This is a genomic window from Salmonella sp. NW884 (genome assembly GCF_051700745.1).
In the GTDB taxonomy this organism is placed as follows: Bacteria; Pseudomonadota; Gammaproteobacteria; order Enterobacterales; family Enterobacteriaceae; genus Salmonella; species Salmonella enterica.
Map to the genome: position 1 here is coordinate 197,685 of NZ_JAMMDE010000004.1, position 20,461 is coordinate 218,145.

The window sequence follows — 20,461 nt, forward strand, 5'->3', positions numbered from 1 at the left end:
CGCTATCATTAACCGTTATTCAGAAAAGTCCTTTTCAGATACAGCCTCTCTTAATGCCGCTGCAATCGGGTATACTCAGGCGGCAGTCCGGGATATCCAGGGAGAGTCAATTTGCGCGTCAGCCGCTCGTTAACAATTAAACAGATGGCAATGGTTGCGGCCGTTGTCATGGTGTTTGTTTTTGTCTTTTGCACCGTTTTGTTGTTCCATCTGGTACAGCAGAACCGCTACAACACGGCTACGCAACTGGAAAGCATCGCGCGATCTGTTCGGGAACCTCTTTCTTCCGCGATTTTAAAAGCGGATCTCCCCGGCGCGGAAACCATTCTGGAAAGTATTAAACCTGCGGGCGTGGTGAGTCGCGCCGATGTGGTATTGCCGAATCAGTTCCAGGCGTTGCGTAAGCGCTTCATTCCTGAACGCCCCGTCCCGGTTATGGTGACGCGTCTCTTCGAACTGCCGGTACAAATTTCTTTGCCGGTTTATTCGTTGGAGCGTCCTGCCAATCCGCAACCGCTGGCCTACCTTGTATTGCAGGCGGATTCGTACCGTATGTACAAGTTCGTCATGAGCGCGCTCTCTACGTTAGTGACCATTTACTTACTTTTATCGCTGATCCTGACGGTGGCCATCGCCTGGTGCGTAAACCGCCTGATTGTGCATCCGCTGCGCAAAATCGCCCGCGAGCTGAACGACATTCCGCAGCAGGAGCTGATCGGACATCAGCTGGCGTTGCCGCGTCTGCATCAGGATGATGAAATTGGGATGCTGGTGCGCAGCTATAACCTCAACCAGCAGCTTATGCAGCGTCAACGCGAGGAGCAAACGGACAACGCGATGCGTTTTCCGGTTTCCGAGCTGCCCAATAAAGCCTTTTTAATGGCATTGCTGGAACAGGTTATCACCCGCCAACAAACCACCGCGCTTATCATCGTGACGTGCGAAACGTTGCGTGACACGGCAGGCGTGCTGCAAGAAACGCAGCGGGAGATTCTATTACTGACGCTGGTTGAGAAGCTGAAGTCGGTGCTGGCGCCGCGCATGGTGCTTACGCAGGTCAGCGGGTATGACTTTGCCATTATCGCCCACGGCGTTAAAGAGCCGTGGCACGCCATTACATTAGGTCAGCAAATACTCACTATCATTAATGAACGACTGCCCATCCAGGGTATTCAACTGCGCCCAAGCTGCAGTATTGGCATTGCGATGTATTATGGCGATCTGACCGCCGAAGCGCTCTATGGTCGCGCCGTCTCCGCCGCCTTTACCGCGCGCCGAAAAGGTAAAAATCAGATCCAGTTCTTTGACCCGGCGCAGATGGAGGCCGCTCAACAGCGCCTTACCGAAGAGAGCGATATCCTTACCGCGCTGGATAACCATCAGTTTGCCATTTGGCTGCAGCCGCAGGTCGAGATGCGCAGCGGCAACGTATTAAGCGCCGAAGCCTTGTTACGTATGCAGCAGCCGGACGGTAGCTGGGAATTGCCGGAGGGGCTGATTGAGCGCATTGAATCCTGCGGCCTGATGGTCACGGTGGGCCATTGGGTGCTGGAAGAGTCCTGCCGCCAGCTTGCCGCCTGGCAGGAGCGCGGCGTGACATTGCCGCTCTCCGTCAATCTTTCCGCGTTACAGCTCATGCACCCTGGCATGGTGTCGGATCTGCTGGAATTGTTAAACCGCTATCGTATTCAACCGGGTACGCTGATTCTTGAGGTCACTGAAAGCCGCCGTATCGACGATCCGCACGCTGCCGTCGCTATCTTACGTCCGTTACGTAATGCTGGCGTGCGTATCGCACTGGATGATTTTGGCATGGGTTACGCGGGGTTGCGCCAGTTACAGCATATGAAGTCGCTACCGGTCGATATCCTTAAAATTGATAAAATGTTTGTCGATGGGTTACCGGATGATCACAGTATGGTGACGGCGATTATCCTGATGGCCCGCAGTCTTAATTTACAATTGATTGCCGAGGGCGTGGAGAACGAGGCGCAACGCGCGTGGCTGGAACAGGCTGGAGTCAACGTGGCGCAAGGCTTCCTGTTTGCTCGGCCCGTTCCCGCGGATATCTTTGAAGAACGGTATCTGTCGCACGAAAATCCTGATTACAAAAGTTAAAAAAGGTCGCGCTTGTGCGAGTCAGCTCAAACTTTTTAACATTTTTGTTTCAATTATGATCCTGGCGCATTTCTGTCATGTTGTGTGGGTGTTATTTTAAGGCCGCAGGTTACTCATAACCTTACAAGACCTGTGGTTTTTACTTCAAGGACACCCTATGAAAACCTCTCTGTTCAAAAGTCTTTATTTTCAGGTCCTGACAGCAATCGCCATTGGTATTCTCCTTGGCCATTACTATCCTGAACTGGGCGCACAAATGAAACCGCTTGGCGACGCGTTCGTTAAGCTCATTAAGATGATCATCGCTCCTGTCATTTTCTGTACTGTCGTGACGGGCATCGCAGGCATGGAAAGCATGAAAGCGGTGGGCCGTACCGGCGCGGTCGCGCTGCTTTACTTTGAAATTGTCAGTACGATTGCGCTGATTATCGGTCTTATCATCGTCAACGTTGTGCAACCTGGCGCCGGGATGAACGTCGATCCGGCAACGCTGGATGCGCAGGCGGTGGCCGTTTATGCCGCACAAGCCAAGGAGCAGGGCATTATTGCCTTCCTGATGGATGTCATACCGGGCAGCGTGATCGGCGCGTTTGCCAGCGGCAACATTCTGCAGGTCTTACTGTTTGCGGTGTTGTTTGGTTTTGCGCTGCACCGTTTGGGCAGCAAAGGCCAGCTCATTTTCAATGTGATTGAGAGTTTTTCGCAGGTCATTTTCGGCATCATCAATATGATCATGCGCCTGGCGCCGATTGGCGCATTCGGCGCGATGGCCTTCACCATCGGTAAATACGGCGTCGGTTCTCTGGTGCAACTGGGGCAGCTCATTATCTGCTTCTATATCACCTGTATTCTCTTCGTGGTGGTGGTGCTGGGGACGATTGCACGGGTAACAGGCTTTAGCATTTTTAAATTTATTCGCTATATCCGGGAAGAATTACTCATTGTGCTTGGCACCTCCTCTTCCGAGTCAGCGTTGCCGCGTATGCTCGATAAGATGGAAAAACTGGGGTGCCGTAAGTCGGTGGTAGGGCTGGTGATCCCGACGGGGTATTCGTTCAACCTTGATGGCACCTCTATCTACCTGACGATGGCGGCGGTGTTTATCGCCCAGGCGACCAACAGCCATATGGATATCTTCCACCAGATAACGCTGCTGGTCGTGCTGCTGCTTTCGTCAAAAGGCGCCGCGGGCGTGACCGGAAGCGGCTTTATCGTGCTGGCGGCCACTATCTCCGCCGTGGGCCATTTACCGGTTGCGGGACTGGCGTTAATCCTCGGTATCGACCGCTTTATGTCCGAAGCGCGCGCGCTGACTAACCTGGTGGGTAACGGCGTGGCGACGGTGGTGGTTGCCAAATGGGTGAAAGAGTTAGATCACCAAAAGCTGGACGATGTGCTTAATAATCGTGCGCCGGATGGCAAAACGCACGAAATTTCCTCCTAATCTCGCCACTTATGCCCGTAGTCCCTTCCAGGACTGCGGGTGTTTGCGCATAATTGACCCCTGCGCCCAAAGCATACAGCATGATGCTTAGGGATTATTTCACTTCTTCCGTGACATTTTTAGGTTCTCGCGGTCTAACACGAAGTGTTTTTACGTCATATTCAGGCATCCCTGCCGGGGCTGTCTTTTTATTACCAGGATTGTTGATCAGGGGTTCACATGCAGGGCACAAAAATTCGACTCTTAGCGGGCAGTCTGTTGATGTTGGCCTCTGCCAGCTATGTGCAGGCAGATGCGCTCCAGCCCGATCCGGCATGGCAACAGGGGGCGCTGGCTAATGGGTTACAGTGGCAAGTGTTAGCTACGCCTCAGCGCCCCAGCGATCGTATTGAAGTTCGTCTCCAGGTTAATACCGGTTCGCTCACCGAAAGTACGCAACAGAGCGGGTTCAGCCATGCGATTCCCCGTATCGCGCTGACGCAAAGCGGTGGTCTGGATGCCGCACAGGCACGTTCTTTATGGCAGCAAGGGTTTGATCCGAAACGTCCCATGCCGCCCGTTATTGTTTCTTATGATTCCACGCTCTATAACCTCAGTTTACCCAATAACCGTAACGATCTGCTGAAAGAAGCGCTGACCTATCTGGCTAACGTCTCCGGTAAATTAACCATTACGCCAGAGACGGTGAATCATGCGTTAAGCAGCGAAGATATGGTTGCGACGTGGCCAGCAGATACTAAAGAGGGCTGGTGGCGTTATCGGCTGAAAGGGTCGGCGTTATTGGGGCACGATCCCGCGGAACCGTTAAAGCAGCCGGTAGACGCAGCCAAAATTCAGGCTTTCTATGAAAAATGGTACACCCCGGATGCCATGACGCTGATTGTTGTCGGCAACATTGATGCGCGCTCCGTCGCCGAGCAGATCAATAAAACGTTCGGTACGCTGAAAGGTAAACGCGAAACGCCCGCCCCGGTGCCGACGCTTTCGCCGCTGCGGGCGGAATCAGTGAGCATTATGACCGATGCGGTGCGCCAGGATCGTCTCTCCATTATGTGGGATACGCCGTGGCAACCGATTCGCGAGTCGGCGGCGCTGTTGCGCTACTGGCAGGCGGATCTGGCGCGCGAAGCGCTGTTCTGGCATATCCAGCAAGAGCTTACTAAAAATAACGCGAAAGATATTGGTCTGGGGTTTGACTGCCGGGTTCTGTTCCTGCGCGCGCAGTGCGCCATCAACATTGAATCACCTAATGATAAGCTCAATACCAATTTGAGCCTGGTGGCGAATGAACTGGCGAAAGTACGCGATAAAGGTTTGTCGGAAGAGGAGTTTACTGCGCTGGTGGCGCAGAAAAATCTCGAATTGCAAAAGCTGTTCGCGACCTACGCGCGTACCGATACTGACATTTTGACTGGACAGCGTATGCGCTCGCTGCAGAATCAGGTGGTGGATATCGCGCCGGAGCAGTATCAGAAGCTGCGTCAGAATTTCCTCAACAGCCTGACCGTTGATATGCTCAATCAGAATTTACGTCAGCAGCTATCGCAGGAGATGGCATTAATTTTGCTGCAACCGCAAGGCGAGCCGGAATTTAATATGAAGGCGTTAAAGGCGACGTGGGATGAAATCATGGTCCCGACAACTGCCGCCGCTGTTGAAGCAGATGAGGCGCATCCGGAAGTGACGGAGACACCGGCGGCACAGTAAGCTGCCGCCTGCCGGCCCGGTAAGCGCAGCGCCACCGGGCAAGAGCAAATGACTTACTGCGGCATCGCGTCGTGCGGAATAATGGCCCCACGGTACTGAATTACCGTGCTGGCCGTCAGGTGTCCGCGCTTCGCGGCATCCGTCGCGCTGCCGCCCGTCAAACGAACGGCCAGATAACCGGCGCTGAAGGAGTCGCCTGCGGCAGTGGTGTCTATCACTTTCTCTTTCGGCAGTTTTACTGCCGGAACGTCAATGCGCGCCTCGCCCTGAATCGAGACCAGGCAAGAGTCCGCCCCGCGTTTTACCACCACTTCCTGTACGCCTGCCGCATGGGTGCGGGCAATGACCTCTTCCACTGGTTGCTTACCCCATAGCGCGTCTTCATCGTCCAGTGTCAGGAAGGCGATATCAGTACATTCCAGCATCTTTTGATAGACCTGCTGCGTTTCTTCGCGACTTGTCCATAAACGCGGGCGATAGTTATTATCAAAAATGACTTTCCCGCCGTTGGCCCGACATTCACGCAATAAAGACAGCAGCTTATCACGGCTGGTCGGGCTTAAAATCGCGAGGCTAATGCCGCTCAGGTAGAGATAATCGAAGGTCGCCAGCGCCTTGCAGATAGCCGCTGACTGTTCGCTCTCCAGCCAGAATTTCGCTGCCGCTTCGTTACGCCAGTAGTAGAAGGTACGCTCGCCAGTGTCATCGGTTTCGATGTAATAGAGGCCTGGCAGGCGATTTTCCATCCGCTGCGTTAGCGAGGTATCCACATTTTCATGCTGCCACGCCTCCAGCATCTGTTGGCTGAAACTGTCGGTACCCAGCGCCGTCACATAGTGAACGGCCAGAGCGGCAGAATCGACCTGACGGGCAATATAAACGGAGGTATTCAGCGTGTCGCCGCCGAAGCCGCGCTGAACATCAGCGCCTTTCTGCGACAGCTCAATCATGCATTCGCCAATCACGGCAATCTTTTTAGACATAGTCGTGAACCTGATCTGTAAAAATTAGCGTTAGTGTGCGCTGTGGATGTTTAGTGGTCAATAATATTAAAACATCGGTCCATTATTTTTTTGAGCAAGTGCGTATTTTTGACAAGTTTCGGGGTCTGTTTTTATTTTGCCAGGGACCGAGGGTAAAGTTCTCTGCCTGAACGCCGATAACCTTTGACGAGTCCGGACAGTCACACTCCCATTAACAGGACAACTGAGATGATAAAGCAGGTTATCCAGCAGCTACGCGTTCCTGATGCAGGTATAGAGAATTTGCAGGAACGGCGCTATTGGCTGCAATGCGAGCGTGCCTATACTTACCAGCCGATATACCAGACGGATGGCCGTCTGATGGCGGTTGAACTTCTCACTGTCGTCACCCATCCTGATAACCCTTCCAGACGTATTGCCCCGGATCGTTATTTCGCGGAGTTAGCGGTTCGACACCGCATTGACGTAGTGAAAGAACAACTTCATCAGCTCGAACAAAAAGCGGATTTTTTCACTCGCCATCACTTATTGGCATCGGTCAATGTCGACGGCCCTACGCTGATTGCCATGCGACGACAGCCGGACATTCTGGCAGCGATGGAGCGCTTACCCTGGCTGCGTTTCGAACTGGTGGAACATATTCGTTTGCCGAAAGACTCCTCTTTCGCCTCGATGTGTGAGTTCGGCCCGCTGTGGCTGGATGATTTTGGTACTGGTATGGCCAATTTTTCAGCGCTGAGCGAAGTGCGTTATGACTACATTAAAGTGGCGCGCGAGCTGTTCGTCATGCTGCGTCAGTCTCCGGAGGGACGCAACCTGTTCATTCTGCTGCTGCAACTGATGAACCGCTACTGCCGCGGCGTTATTGTCGAGGGCGTGGAGACGCTGGAAGAGTGGCGTGATGTGCAGCGTTCGCCCGCCTTTGCCGCCCAGGGCTATTTTCTTTCTCGACCCGTGCCGCTGATATCGCTCGAAGAGGTGATTCTGACCCTGTAACGCCAGACTGTTCCCGTAATACGTGGTATTACGAGGCGCGGTCATCCTCCTTTTTCGTCTGGCTGAACTATCTTTAGGACAGGCAAGGGAAGAAGTGAGGAAATAACACATGACTAAAGCAGGCAAAATAACCGCCGCCATCACAGGGACTTTCTTGTTGTTGATCGCCATAGTGATTTTGTTGATCGCAACATTTGACTGGAACCGCCTCAAACCGACCATCAACCAGAAAGTCTCTACCGAATTGAACCGGCCTTTCGCTATTCGCGGCGATTTAGGCGTGGTGTGGGAACGCCAAAAACAGGAGACCGGCTGGCGAAGCTGGGTACCGTGGCCGCATGTTCACGCGGAAGACGTCATTCTCGGCAATCCGCCGGATATTCCGGAAGTTACGATGGTGCATCTGCCACGCGTTGAGGCGACGCTTGCCCCACTGGCGCTCCTGACCAAAACCGTCTGGCTGCCGTGGATCAAACTGGTGAAACCCGACGCGCGTCTTATTCGCCTGTCTGAGAAAACCAATAACTGGACCTTTAACCTCGCGCAAGACAAGAATACGGACCCCAATGCTAAACCTTCCGCCTGGTCCTTCCGGCTGGATAATATTCTCTTCGACCAGGGGCGAATCGCGATCGATGATAAGGTCAGTAAAGCGGATATCACTATTCTGGTCGATCCGTTAGGCAAACCGTTGCCGTTCAGCGAAGTGACGGGAACGAAAGGCAAAGCAGACAAATCCACCGTGGGTGACTATGTCTTCGGCCTGAAGGCGCAGGGGCGTTATAACGGGGAACCGTTGACCGGTACGGGGAAAATAGGCGGTATGCTGGCGCTACGCAGCGAAAGTACGCCTTTTCCTGTGCAGGCCGATTTCCGCTCTGGCAACACGCGGGTGGCTTTTAGCGGCGTGGTGAACGAGCCGATGAAAATGGGCGGCGTCGATCTGCGGCTTAAATTCTCTGGCGATTCACTGGGCGATTTATATGATTTAACCGGCGTGCTGCTGCCGGATACGCCGCCGTTTGAGACCGATGGGCGATTGGTGGCGAAAATTGACGCCGAAAAGTCATCAGTATTTGATTATCGCGGTTTTAACGGGCGCATTGGCGACAGTGATATCCACGGCTCCCTCACTTATACCACCGGTAAACCGCGCCCTAAACTGGAAGGCGATGTCGAATCGCGCCAGTTACGACTGGCCGATCTTGGGCCGCTGATTGGCGTGGATTCCGGGAAAGACGCTGAGCAGTCGAAACGGTCTGAACAGCGCAAAGGCGAGAAGAATGTTCAGCCAGCGGATAAAGTGTTGCCTTACGATCGCTTTGAAACCGACAAATGGGATGTTATGGACGCCGATGTCCGGTTTAAAGGCCGGCGTATTGAGCATGGCGGCAGTCTACCGATTAGCGATCTTTCGACCCATATCATCCTGAAAAACGCCGACTTACGTCTACAGCCGCTGAAGTTTGGTCTGGCAGGCGGCAGTATTGTCTCCAACATCCATCTGGAAGGGGATAAAAAGCCAATGCAGGGGCGGGCGGATATACAGGCGCGTCGGCTGAAGCTTAAAGAACTGATGCCGGATGTGGAGCTGATGCAGAAAACGCTGGGCGAGCTGAACGGCGATGCGGATATTCGCGGGACGGGCAACTCGGTCGCCGCGCTGCTTGGCAACAGTAACGGCAATCTCAAATTATTGATGAATGATGGATTGATTAGCCGCAACCTGATGGAAATCGTGGGGCTGAACGTCGGCAACTATATTGTCGGGCAGATTTTTGGCGATGACGAAGTGCGGGTTAACTGCGCGGCGGCGAATCTCAATATTGCGAACGGCGTGGCGCGACCGCAAATTTTTGCTTTTGATACAGAAAATGCTCTGATTAACGTGACCGGTACGGCGAGCTTCGCCTCTGAACAGCTCGATTTAACCATTGATCCGGAAAGTAAAGGGATTCGTATTATTACGCTGCGATCGCCGCTGTACGTGCGTGGGACATTTAAAAATCCGCAGGCGGGCGTCAAGCCCGGCCCGCTGATTGCGCGCGGCGCGGTTGCGGCAGCGCTGGCGACGTTGGTAACGCCCGCCGCCGCGCTATTGGCGCTCATTTCGCCCTCTGAGGGCGAAGCCAATCAGTGCCGGACGATTTTAACGCAGATGAAGCAGTAATGTGAAACGTAGCGCCGGATGACGCCATCCGGCGCCCTATTACAACGCCTGATGACGCGTCTCATGGGTTAACAGCAGTGCAATCAGCGTCAGCGCCGCCATTGACGCCAGGTAAACCCCTACCGCCGCCAGCCCGTAGTGGCTTTGCAGCCATGCGGCAATATACGGCGCGACGGAAGCGCCCAGAATCGATGACACATTGTAGGAAAACGATGCGCCGGTATAGCGTACTTCCGTCGGAAATAGCTCCGGCAGCAGCGCTCCCATTGGGCCGAAGGTCAGCCCCATCAGGCTCAGGCCTAACAACAGGAACACGAATACCAGCGCTGGATTGCCTGAACCCAGCAGCGGGGTAAAGGCGAACAACGCGAAGAGAATGATGAGCGTGGTAATGATGACCATGCTTTTCCGACGGCCAAATGCGTCCGCCAGCAGGCCGGCGACGGGCACCATCACGCCGAAACCAATCACCGCCATCATCAGCATCCACAGTATTTCATTGCGCGGCAAGCCAAGCCCCACCGGCGCGGCGGCAGTGCTGTAAGTCATGGAATAGACGGTCATGATATAGAACAGCGTGTAGGTCGCCAGCATGATAAACGTGCCGAGAATGGTTACGCGGACATGCTTCGTCAGCAACGTGCCCAGCGGTATTTTTACCTGCTTTTTCGCTGCGGCGACTTTCGCAAACACCGGCGTTTCATGCAGCGACACGCGCACATACAGGCCGATAATCACCAGCACCGCCGAGAAGATAAACGGCACGCGCCAGCCCCAGCTCATAAACTGCTCGTCGGTCAGCAGCCAGGAGAGCAACAGGAAGGTGCCATTGGCAAAAAAGAAGCCGATCGGCGCGCCCAACTGCGGGAAGGAGCCATACAGCGCGCGTTTGCGCGGCGGCGCATTCTCCGTCGCTAATAACGCTGCGCCGCCCCATTCGCCGCCCAGCCCCAGTCCCTGTCCGAAACGCGCCAGCGCCAGCAGCAGCGGCGCGAAAATACCTATCGTCGCGTAGCCCGGTAACAGACCGATAATGACCGTGGAGATCCCCATCGTCAGCAGCGAAGCCACCAGCGTGACTTTGCGGCCTACCCGGTCGCCGAAGTGACCGAATAGCGCAGAGCCAATCGGACGCGCCACAAACGCGATAGCGAAGGTGGCGAGCGATTGTAGCGTTGCCGCAGTGGGATCGCCCTGGGGGAAGAAGATAAGGGGGAACACGATCACCGCAGCGGTGGCGTAAATATAGAAGTCGAAGAACTCAATTGCGGTGCCGATAAGCGAGGCAATAACGACTTTATTGCGTGAGTTTACCGGAACATGTTCCTGCTCATGGTCGAGTGTTGTGGCGGTTGCTTGCATACTATTTTCTTATTTTTAGCGAACGAATAGCCATATTACGCACAGCAAAAGTTATATTTCAATGTGTAACAAAAGCCAAAAATGGTCAAAAAAAGCGCAAAAAGGGGATAATGTTTAAGCCAGCCATTTTGCGTCTATGAAATGCTTCACATAATTTTAGAATTGGTGGATAAAACTGGTTTAAGGTTAAATAAAAGTTAATTACTGGATTTATATGCTGAAACAATGAGATGAGGCGGAAGGACGTGCCTGATTGTACCGCCGGGTACGCTTTGCTTGCCCGGCCTGGGACTACACGCCAGTAGGCCGAATGACGACGCCGTGCGTGCCATCCGGCAGCAAGCCGCAGACTAGCGTTGCGTTTTACCCGGCATTCGCGGGTCGTCCTTATATTCGGCGGTGGCTATCCAGGCCGCGCAGAATAACGTCAGGCGGGCAAAAAAGTAGAAGAATGCCATCAGACCGAGTACGGAGCCAAACGCCGCGCCGGAAGGCGATTTCACCAGTGACGGCAGCGTATAAGTCATAATGATTTTAATCACCTCAAAACCGATAGCGGCAATAAATGTCCCGCGAATCAACGCTTTTTTACGGGGACGATGGCGAGGCAGTCGCCAGAAAATCCAGAAGAAAAGCAGATAGTTGGCAAAAATAGAGATGGCCAGACCGATCAAATGCCAGGCCGGTTTTAACCATTCGATGCTGTCGAGATACAAGGCGGAGATGATCATCTGCTGGGCGGAACCGGCGATGGAAGTAATGGACAGCGTAATGATTAAAGCGATTAATAATCCAATCAGCGAGATAAAATCGCGCAGATATTTGAGCCAGATTTTCTCCTGATCCTGCGGCTTGCGCTCCCAGACGTCCCGTGACTGGGCGCGAATCGCTTCCCGCAAGTTGCCCATCCAGTTAACGCCGGAATAGAGCGCGATACCCAGCCCGACCAGCCCTACCGTGGTACGCTGTTGAACCGCCGTATTAATCGTATTTTTAAGCGTGGACGCCAGCGTAGGATCGCTCACATTCATCAATATCTTGCTGAAAATATCTTCCAGTAGATTAGGGTGCGAGGCGAGGATAAAACCTGCTGCGGCAAAGGACACCATCATTATCGGGATCATCGACAGAAACGAAAAGTAGGTGATAGCCGCGCCAAACTGATTACCCAGTCGATCGTTAAAACGTTCGGTCGCGCGAATGAGGTGGGCCACCATCGGTTGACGCTGTATTTTTTGCATCAGGGTGGTGACGGAATGCAACGCCTGATTTGCCTTTTCGTTTTTTTCCGGGGCGTCATGCGGCTGCGTTTCTATTTTTTGTATCGGGTCGTGCTCCAGTTCCTGAATAGGGCGTTTTACGTCATTTTCCTGCGTCATCAGGTCGGTAGTCCTTCATCATTAATAGAATATGTCAGTATAGCTTCTCCCCGGTGGATGCTGAAAATGCGGCTACTCTGCGGCCTCTTTAATGGTTTCAGTCAGCCATACCATAAACAGGTGTACCCGGCGGGAAAGATTACGGCGATGGGGATAATGCAGCGTCATCGGCAGTGGAACGGCGCGATATTGCGGTAAAATTTCAATGAGCGTTCCGGCGCGTAACGCCTCCCGTACAGCAATGCGCGGCGTCTGAATGATCCCTAATCCTGCCAGACAGGCCGTATGCCAGGTCTCCGTACTGTTTACCGTTAGCATTCCGCCGGTTTTTACCCATTGCATACCGTGGGGAGTTTCAAAGGCAAAACCCGGTGAAGAGACTCCCGGGGTCAATGAATAATGCACCACCGCATGTGAGGCGAGATCGTCAAGGTTTTCTGGATACCCAAAGCGCGCCAGGTATTGTGGGCTGGCGCAGTTCACCCTTCTCAGTTTGCCAAGCGGGCGCGTCAGTATCCCCGGCGCATGTAGCGGCTCTGTGCGCACCACGCAGTCGAAATCCTCCCGTAGTAAATCGACCTGTCGATCGCTACTACAAAGTTCCAGCGCAATGCCGGGATACTGATGCAAAAAAGTGGGCAGGCGCGGCATGATGAGGCTGTTTGCGAGGCATGGCGGTATATCTACCCGTATTTTGCCACTGATACTGGCGGGATCAGGCTGGAAAAGACCCTCCAGTTCATCCAGGTTACTCAACAAATCTTTTGCCCGTTCGTAGTAAACCATCCCGTCCTGAGTAAGCTGTACCCGCCGGGTGGTGCGGTGGAGCAGGCGGATGCCCAGTTGATGTTCTAACGCTTGTATTTGCCGTGAGACGCTGCCTTTGGGAAGGCCGATATCTTCTGCTGCACGGGAAAAACTTTCCCGTTCCGCCACGCGTACAAACAATTTCATTGCATATATTTTATCCATCATCAGGCTCTATTATTGTTTTTATTGAAACAGTGACGCTGAAGCGGCTGGTTTTATTGATTTTCTAGCATCTAATAAGCCCTTTCGCAATCATTGCTCGCGTGACGAATACGTCTGATCGCGTTGCGCGGCGGATTTATCGCCTTCCGGCCAGGCTTTTTAGCGCCAAAAAGCCGATAAACGGGACGAGAGCGGTAAAACACGCTGATAGCCGCGGGTGTAGTGGGAGAGAGAAATGCATGTACATACACGGTATTGTCATTGACCCATCGTCGCGGTTTTCAGGCGGATTGGCTATTTTTTAACAAAATGTGCTACTTTATTTTTTGTAACACATCAGGTGAAAAGCAGATATTTCCTTTGTGACGCGCCAGGCGTACTCTTCATTGAATTAATATTCAAATTAGCCTTGTCTGTTTGTACTAATAAGATATTCCTTACTTTAAAACGCTAATTTTAGCGAATTCTGTAATCCCGATGTTGAAGCTGTAAATATTCATAACCTTTCCCTTCCTCAACCAATGACTATCGGTAAAATGGCCTATACCAAATGGCGACTTCTTATTTTACCCTACGGGTAATACCCTTCCTCATCTTGAGACTATTATCTTACCCAGGTGGAGAAAAGTAATGCAGGTAATCATGTTTGACAGGCAGTCAATATTTATTCATGGAATGAAAATCAGTTTGCAGCAGCACATTCCAGGAATAAGTATCCAGAGTGTCGGTCAGGCAGAAGAACTCTGGCAAAAAATAGAAAGCGCGCCGGATGCGCTGGTCATGCTGGATAGCGGCCTGGATGCTGAATTTTGCTGCGAGGTGTTACAAAGAATCGCGCAGCAATTTCCGGAGGTGAAGATTATTATCACGGCGATGGATGGCAGTCAAAAGTGGCTGCATGAAGTCATGCAATTTAACGTTCAGGCCGTGGTGCCACGCGATTCTGATGCCGAAACCTTTGTCCTTGCGCTCAATGCTGTCGCTCGCGGGATGATGTTTTTACCGGGGGATTGGTTAAATTCAACGGAGCTGGAGTCCCGTGATATAAAAGCGTTAAGCGCCCGCCAGCGGGAAATTTTACAGATGCTTGCCGCAGGAGAATCAAATAAACAAATTGGGCGGGCGTTAAATATTAGTACCGGGACGGTTAAAGCGCATCTGGAGTCGCTTTACCGGCGGCTGGATGTAAAAAATCGTACCCAGGCCGCCATGATGTTAAATGAATCGAATTAACGACGTTAAATTCGCAGTCCGCTTATTTCTGGCTGTGAAACATCACCCGTATTGATTAATGATAAAAAACGCTGATGTCCGATGCTGAACATCAGCGCAATAAGCGTTTCGCGTTGAAACCGATCGTTAAGTTCCGGCAAGCAATTCTGTAGCAGCATATCGCAGCTATTGAGGTCATCCAGCAAGAATGCCTCCGCCTGTTCGGGCGTAATGAACGTCAGCGTCTCATCCGGCGTCAACATATGCCCGTAACCAATCACCCAGTTACCCTGCCGATCGCGATACTTTTCCAGCGACAGACCCTGCCACTGTTTAATAAACGCGATGCAGGCGGAGCTAAAGCGAGATGAAATGTGCGGCATGGCATCTTTCTCATAAAAAGCGCGATTATAAAGTGTGCTGCACGCGTGGCTAGCGGTCAGACGGCCAAACGCAGGCAGGGAAAAGGTCTATGCCGTTCAGCGTCACGCCGCGTTGACAGAATGAAAAACTGATGTTTTCGGTTAGTAACCGATCTTCTTATAAATTTGCAATCATTAAGATTAAGTCACTGAAATGTGGCTGAATCTGTTATATCTATGAAAAAACATAATTAAAAGAAAACGAAGATCTCGTCGCGGGATCGTCTTTTTAGGGAAGATAATGACGAATAGCGCTTCGCAGGCGACACGTGCGCCTTTTGAACATAGCCTGGGGATTATCCGCCAGGCATCAATAGAAATCCTGCTGCTGCTGGGTATTCATACCACAGAGGGAAAAGAGCCCCGGTGGTTCATGGAACAACTTGAGCAGGCGCGTCTTAACCTGGGCGGTTGGGGCGCGGTGGCGAAAAAATTGCGGATAAATGACGCGCAGTTGAGCCAGTTTATGCTGCAACTGCGTCACCTTCAGCAGCATGTTCCCCAGTATGACAGCGGGCAAGAGGTGAGCGAAAATCAACTCCTTGCCGCGTTGCGTTTTGTCACCTCGCTGGAACATCTACGTCAGCAGCAGCCGCTACTGACGTATCAAACTGAGCTGGAAGACCCCGACCAGGAGGCGCATCTTGAGGCGCAGCGTCAGCTTCGGGCAATAGAACTGACGTTAAAAGCGCTTATTGCGCGCGCATGGCCGGATCGGGCGTCGCTGAATCACTACCTCAAGCAACATTTTGGCCCGGACCGTTTGCGCCAGTGGTTAAAACAGGGAGAAGATCAACATGCGCTGGAGGGCATGTTGTTCAGCGAACTGGCGCTTATGGTGGTTGATAAAAAATTGTTTGCCCGTCATTACGTCAGAATTTTTAATGACGCCTCAGCGTTAACGCTGTTCGCCGAGTCGCGCACCACTCTGCGTATGTTTCTGGATGATTGTCGCCTCGCGCGAAACGAGGTTATCGCCAGGCAGCCACTCACCTCAGCGCAGCTTATGCTGCTAAACGTTCAGTATCAGCAAATCGTTCGGCCCATCCAGCGCGCCTATGCCGAAAAACGTACCCGCGTGAATCCCGCTTCGTTTCTGCTGGCGGATGAACGTGAATTGCGCCAGTTCTGGGAAACCGCGCGGCTTAAAGATCGGCAGGCCGGGGGAGATAAGCATGAGATTAGCGAGAGCATAGAACCACCGCGTAAGCGACCTCCGCGTACGCCTGAAGAGCGTGAGCAACTTATTTCCGGCGCTTTGTGGGGCGGGGTTGGCGTCATGACGCTGGCGATACTGGCGGGCGCGTTCTGGCTATTTAGTTCGTCGTCGCCAGGCTCCGATAACGGGCAAGCGCCCGCAATGGCGCAGGATGAACCACAGCGCGAGGCGCCTTCCGCGCGGGAAACGCTCAATCATATGGGGATTACCTGGGATGCGTTTACCATGCGGGCGGCGATAGAGCGCAATGATACGCGGGTGACGGCGCTGTTCCTCCAGGGTGGAATGAACTGGCAGCTCGCGTGGACGGAGCAAGCGTTTGCGGCAGGACATACCGAGGTGCTGCAACTGTTGTTGCGTTATCCCGCGCTGATGGATGAGGTCAAACCCTGCCGACGATTTATCACAACGTTAAGTCATGACATGTCGAGCGGCGCGCCGCTGACCGCGATGCATAAAACCTATTTGCAAACGTTTTGCACCGTTCCGGCTGTTGTGACGCGCCAGCAGTACGATACGGAGCAGGCCCGGCTGCGCGCTCAGGCCCGGCCCAGCGCAGACAATAAAAAATGGCTGAAAATTCAGTCAGCCATTTATGATGCGATTCACTGAGCCCGGAGCAGGTTAAGGCTCTCCGTAAAGGCCAATCAGGCGGCGCACCACGCCATTGGTCCAGCCGAACCCATCCTGTAGCGGATACTCGCCCCCGCCGCCTTCGCGGGGCGTACCGCCGGAAATATGGTATTTCTCGATCAGTTTATGGTGCTCCTGATAAAAATGGTTCACTGTTTTTAACCAGTTATGGGCGATTTCATCGCCCAGCATATCGTCGCCATACCGTTTGAAGCCCTGAATCGCCATCCATTGCAGCGGTGCCCAGCCGTTCGGTTTATCCCACTGTTCGCCGGTTTCGTATTCGGTCGCCATAATCCCGCCGGGCGTTAACAGACGGCTGCGTACCACATTTGCCAGACGGTCGGCCTGCTCGTGGTTCGCCATACCGACATACAGCGGCACGATACTGGCGGCGGAAAAGAGCGCCATTTCTTCGCGTCGCCAGTCATAGTCCCGATAACAGCCGTTTTCATCATCCCACAGATAATGGTTCACGGCGGCGCGTCGATCGCTGGCTTTCTGGCGAAATAGCGCCTCGGTGTCACGTTCGCCTTTCAGCGCTGAAATATTGGCGATAGCGCTCTCCAGTTTATACAGAAAAGCGTTCAAATCGATAGGGATAAACTGGGTCGTACGTATGCTGGCAAGCCGGCCCGCATCGCGTAGCCAGCGTGAAGAATAGTCCCAGCCGGACGCCGCCCCGGCGCGCAAATCCCGGTAGACTTCATTGGGCGGACGACCGGAGTGTTTTGCGGTTTCGACATCTTCCAGCCAGGACTCGTCGCGCGGCGTGTCGCGATCGTCCCAGTAGCGGTTCAGCAGGGAACCGTCCGGCATCCGCACAACGTGGCGATAAGCCTGGTTGAGCGCCAGCGATTCGGCGCCGTCCATCCAGAAGGCGTATTCCATTTTGAGATGGTCGAGATAACGCCGCGCGCCGCGTACGCCATCTTCTTCGAACAGTTCAACCATCAGGGCGAAAACCGGCGGCTGCGAGCGGCTCAGATAATAGGTCCGGTTGCCGTTGGGAATATGGCCATAGTTTTCAATCATCCAGGCGAAATTATCCGCCATACATTTAAGTAAGTCTTCGCGCCCGCTTTCCGCCAGACCCAGCATGGTAAAATAAGAGTCCCAATAATAGGTTTCGCTAAAACGGCCTCCCGGCACGATATAGGATTGCGGCAGCGCCAGCAGCGAAGACCACGGAATATGATCCTGCGGTTCGCGCGTCAGTATCGGCCAAAGCTGGTCAATATGTTCTTTGAGCGAGTTTTCGGGGTTAGAGACATACTCGCTGGATAAGGTTTCCGGTAGCCAGAAATGGTTCTCGACGAAGCGGCGTAAGTCAAAATCACGGTGGCGTCTGACCTTACGATAGCGGATCAGGATATCAAGCGGGTCCATCTTCGGCGCGCAGTCCGGGAACGTTTTACTGTCTGGAAACAGTTTTGTTGACTGTACATGCTCGAACAGTTCGAGATACCGATCGGCAGGGGTCAGGGCGTCAGAGGCGGGAAGCCCCTCGATCATCTCCGGCTCCGGTTCCGCCTCGATCATTTCATCCAGCTTTAACTCGCACGGGTCTGTTTCATAAAGCAGATCGACATCAATAGTCAGATCTTCAGAAGGCGTGGGGTTTAATTTCTGGTTGAGCATAATGACAAGGACCTCCGGCTTGCGTCGTAAAAGATACGGGTGTTGCCCGGCTGTCTATTAAGCGTAGACATTCGCTTCGATACCTGAGTGGCAAAGTGTGCGGTAGATCACATTTCGCAATTTACCTCTCAAGAAAAACAATTTATAACTTACTGAATAGTATTGCGAAAATCCTATTTTCATGACGCCCGCCCCAGACCTAAAATCAGAACATTCGTTTCATAGCGGTATCACTACGTCACCGCATGGCGTGGATTCACAAACAAAGGTAACGTAAATAGTTATAATACAAGCTATGGCACCATGATAATACAAATGGATACAAATGATCGAGCAACCCGACAGTAAAAGCGCCAAACCGCTTTATAAGCAGCTTGAAGACGCCTTAAAAGAGGCTATTGCGCGTGGAGAGTATAAACCAGGCCAGCAGATCCCGACGGAAAATGAACTGAGCGTGCGCTGGCAGGTGAGCAGGGTCACGGTCCGTAAGGCGCTGGATGCGCTGACGCGTGAAAATTTGCTGACCCGTGTCTCCGGCAAAGGCACCTTTGTTTCTGGTGAGAAATTTCAGCGCAGCATGACCGGCATCATGAGTTTCAGCGAGTTATGCCAGTCCCAGGGACGTCGCCCGGGGTCACGCACTATCAAATCCGTTTTTGAATCGGTAGACGATGAGACAAAAGCGTTACTGAATATGAACGATGGCGAAAAAGCGGTCGTCATTGAACGTATCCGCTATGCCGACGATGTGGCGGTATCGCTGGAAACCGTACATCTTCCCCCACGTTTTGCGTTTTTGCTGGACGAAGATCTTAATAATCACTCTTTGTATGAATGCTTACGCGAGAAACACCACTTATGGTTTACCCACTCCCGTAAGATGATCGAACTGGTTTATGCCAGCTTTGAAGTCGCCCATTATCTTGGCGTCAACGAGGGTTATCCGCTGATCCTGATAAAAAGTGAAATGATTGATAACAAAGGAGAACTCTCCTGCGTTTCGCAACAGTTGATTGTCGGCGATAAAATACGGTTTACCGTATAATGTCAGCATTACGCTAACGAAGAGCAGGCTGAATCGGGATCCAGATCGCGGATCCCGATTTTTTTTGGTTTCCATCTTGATCAAATGTCTTTAAATGTCATATAAAAATAACAATACATTATAAGTCATTTATGGCGAATCCTCGCCTGTATCATTGATGGAACCAGAGGAAAGCATGATGGGTATGAAAGAGACAGTTAGCAATATTGTGACCAGCCAGGCAGAGAAAGGAGGCGTTAAACATGTCTATTATGTGGCGTGCGGCGGTTCTTATGCGGCGTTCTATCCGGCGAAAGCATTTTTAGAAAAAGAAGCGAAAGCGTTGACTGTCGGTCTGTATAACAGCGGAGAATTTATTAACAACCCGCCGGTAGCGCTGGGCGAAAATGCCGTTGTGGTTGTCGCCTCCCACAAAGGTAATACGCCAGAGACAATCAAAGCGGCTGAAATCGCCCGTCAGCACGGCGCGCCGGTCATTGGTTTAACCTGGATAATGGATTCACCGTTGGTGGCGCATTGCGACTATGTGGAAACGTACACGTTTGGCGACGGTAAAGATATTGCCGGAGAGAAAACGATGAAAGGCCTGCTGAGTGCGGTCGAACTGCTCCAGCAGACGGAAGGGTATGCGCACTACGACGATTTTCAGGATGGCGTCAGCAAAATCAACCGTATCGTCTGGCGCGCTTGCGAGCAGGTAGCGGAGCGTGCGCAGGCGTTCGCGCAGGAATATAAAGACGATAAAGTCATTTACACCGTCGCCAGCGGCGCGGGCTATGGCGCAGCCTACCTACAGAGCATCTGTATCTTTATGGAAATGCAATGGATACATTCCGCCTGTATTCATAGCGGTGAGTTTTTCCACGGGCCGTTTGAAATTACCGATGCGAATACGCCTTTCTTCTTCCAGTTTTCCGAGGGCAATACGCGGGCGGTGGATGAACGCGCGTTAAACTTCCTGAAAAAATATGGTCGCCGGATTGAAGTTGTCGATGCGAAAGAGCTGGGGCTATCGACCATTAAAACCACGGTTATTGATTACTTTAACCACTCTCTCTTTAATAACGTTTATCCCGTTTACAATCGGGCGTTAGCTGAGGCGCGTCAGCATCCGTTAACGACGCGCCGCTATATGTGGAAAGTGGAATATTAATTACA

Annotated in this window: 15 protein-coding genes; 9 read left to right on the plus strand and 6 right to left on the minus strand. The window is 52.6% G+C overall.

From position 1 onward, the window contains the following. Window positions 1-111: 111 nt before the first annotated feature. The 3 genes from hmsP to NA197_RS11570 all read left to right on the plus strand — a co-directional run bounded on the left by hmsP (window position 112) and on the right by NA197_RS11570 (window position 5,269). Entirely contained in the window at window positions 112-2,118 is a 2,007-nt protein-coding gene (hmsP, locus tag NA197_RS11560; RefSeq protein WP_001266354.1) for a biofilm formation regulator HmsP, read from the plus strand. Window positions 2,119-2,275: 157 nt separating this feature from the next. After that, the gene (dctA, locus tag NA197_RS11565; RefSeq protein WP_000858228.1) at window positions 2,276-3,562 is read left to right on the plus strand and encodes a C4-dicarboxylate transporter DctC; all 1,287 of its coding nucleotides are present in this window, start codon (window positions 2,276-2,278) and stop codon (window positions 3,560-3,562) included. Between the two features lie 219 nt (window positions 3,563-3,781). Beyond that, entirely contained in the window at window positions 3,782-5,269 is a 1,488-nt protein-coding gene (locus NA197_RS11570; RefSeq protein WP_064043340.1) for a M16 family metallopeptidase, read from the plus strand. Window positions 5,270-5,322: 53 nt separating this feature from the next. On the opposite strand, the gene NA197_RS11575 is transcribed toward NA197_RS11570, so the two are convergent. Then, on the minus strand, window positions 5,323-6,252 hold the full coding sequence (locus NA197_RS11575; protein ID WP_064043339.1) for a sugar kinase: 930 nt from the start codon (window positions 6,250-6,252) through the stop codon (window positions 5,323-5,325). Between the two features lie 228 nt (window positions 6,253-6,480). On the opposite strand from NA197_RS11575, the gene pdeH reads away from it, so the two are divergent. Beyond that, entirely contained in the window at window positions 6,481-7,248 is a 768-nt protein-coding gene (pdeH, locus tag NA197_RS11580; protein WP_000595625.1) for a cyclic-guanylate-specific phosphodiesterase, read from the plus strand. 109 nt (window positions 7,249-7,357) lie between these two features. After that, complete coding sequence (locus tag NA197_RS11585) at window positions 7,358-9,418, plus strand: AsmA family protein (protein WP_000158680.1); 2,061 nt, start codon at window positions 7,358-7,360, stop codon at window positions 9,416-9,418. Window positions 9,419-9,457: 39 nt separating this feature from the next. Here NA197_RS11585 and NA197_RS11590 read toward each other — a convergent pair whose 3' ends face one another. From NA197_RS11590 to NA197_RS11600, 3 genes are all read right to left on the minus strand, one after another. Further along, window positions 9,458-10,780, minus strand: a complete 1,323-nt coding sequence (locus tag NA197_RS11590) for an MFS transporter (RefSeq protein WP_001148981.1) — start codon at window positions 10,778-10,780, stop codon at window positions 9,458-9,460. A gap of 350 nt (window positions 10,781-11,130) precedes the next feature. Next, the gene (gene yhjD, locus NA197_RS11595; protein WP_000191231.1) at window positions 11,131-12,159 is read right to left on the minus strand and encodes an inner membrane protein YhjD; all 1,029 of its coding nucleotides are present in this window, start codon (window positions 12,157-12,159) and stop codon (window positions 11,131-11,133) included. A 72-nt stretch (window positions 12,160-12,231) separates the two neighbouring features. Further along, window positions 12,232-13,131, minus strand: coding sequence for a LysR family transcriptional regulator (locus tag NA197_RS11600; RefSeq protein ID WP_064043338.1), 900 nt, complete (start codon window positions 13,129-13,131; stop codon window positions 12,232-12,234). 630 nt (window positions 13,132-13,761) lie between these two features. On the opposite strand from NA197_RS11600, the gene NA197_RS11605 reads away from it, so the two are divergent. Beyond that, window positions 13,762-14,364, plus strand: a complete 603-nt coding sequence (locus NA197_RS11605; RefSeq protein WP_064043337.1) for a response regulator transcription factor — start codon at window positions 13,762-13,764, stop codon at window positions 14,362-14,364. Window positions 14,365-14,369: 5 nt separating this feature from the next. Here the strand turns inward: NA197_RS11605 and NA197_RS11610 are convergent, their stop codons facing one another. Beyond that, window positions 14,370-14,726 carry a glycoside hydrolase family protein gene (locus NA197_RS11610; protein ID WP_064043336.1) on the minus strand — a complete coding sequence of 119 codons (357 nt, stop codon included), beginning with the start codon at window positions 14,724-14,726 and terminating at the stop codon, window positions 14,370-14,372. 280 nt (window positions 14,727-15,006) lie between these two features. On the opposite strand from NA197_RS11610, the gene NA197_RS11615 reads away from it, so the two are divergent. Beyond that, the gene (locus tag NA197_RS11615) at window positions 15,007-16,596 is read left to right on the plus strand and encodes an STY4199 family HEPN domain-containing protein (protein WP_064043335.1); all 1,590 of its coding nucleotides are present in this window, start codon (window positions 15,007-15,009) and stop codon (window positions 16,594-16,596) included. Between the two features lie 12 nt (window positions 16,597-16,608). Here the strand turns inward: NA197_RS11615 and NA197_RS11620 are convergent, their stop codons facing one another. Next, window positions 16,609-18,258 carry an alpha,alpha-trehalase gene (locus NA197_RS11620; protein WP_000934257.1) on the minus strand — a complete coding sequence of 550 codons (1,650 nt, stop codon included), beginning with the start codon at window positions 18,256-18,258 and terminating at the stop codon, window positions 16,609-16,611. A 325-nt stretch (window positions 18,259-18,583) separates the two neighbouring features. Between NA197_RS11620 and NA197_RS11625 the strand changes: the two genes are divergently transcribed. Both NA197_RS11625 and fraB read left to right on the plus strand, forming a co-directional pair. Continuing rightward, window positions 18,584-19,303: a GntR family transcriptional regulator gene (locus NA197_RS11625; protein ID WP_058108008.1), complete on the plus strand. Its 720-nt coding sequence runs from the start codon at window positions 18,584-18,586 to the stop codon at window positions 19,301-19,303. 175 nt (window positions 19,304-19,478) lie between these two features. Then, the gene (gene fraB / locus NA197_RS11630) at window positions 19,479-20,456 is read left to right on the plus strand and encodes a 6-phosphofructose-aspartate deglycase (protein WP_010989080.1); all 978 of its coding nucleotides are present in this window, start codon (window positions 19,479-19,481) and stop codon (window positions 20,454-20,456) included. Window positions 20,457-20,461: the final 5 nt, after the last annotated feature.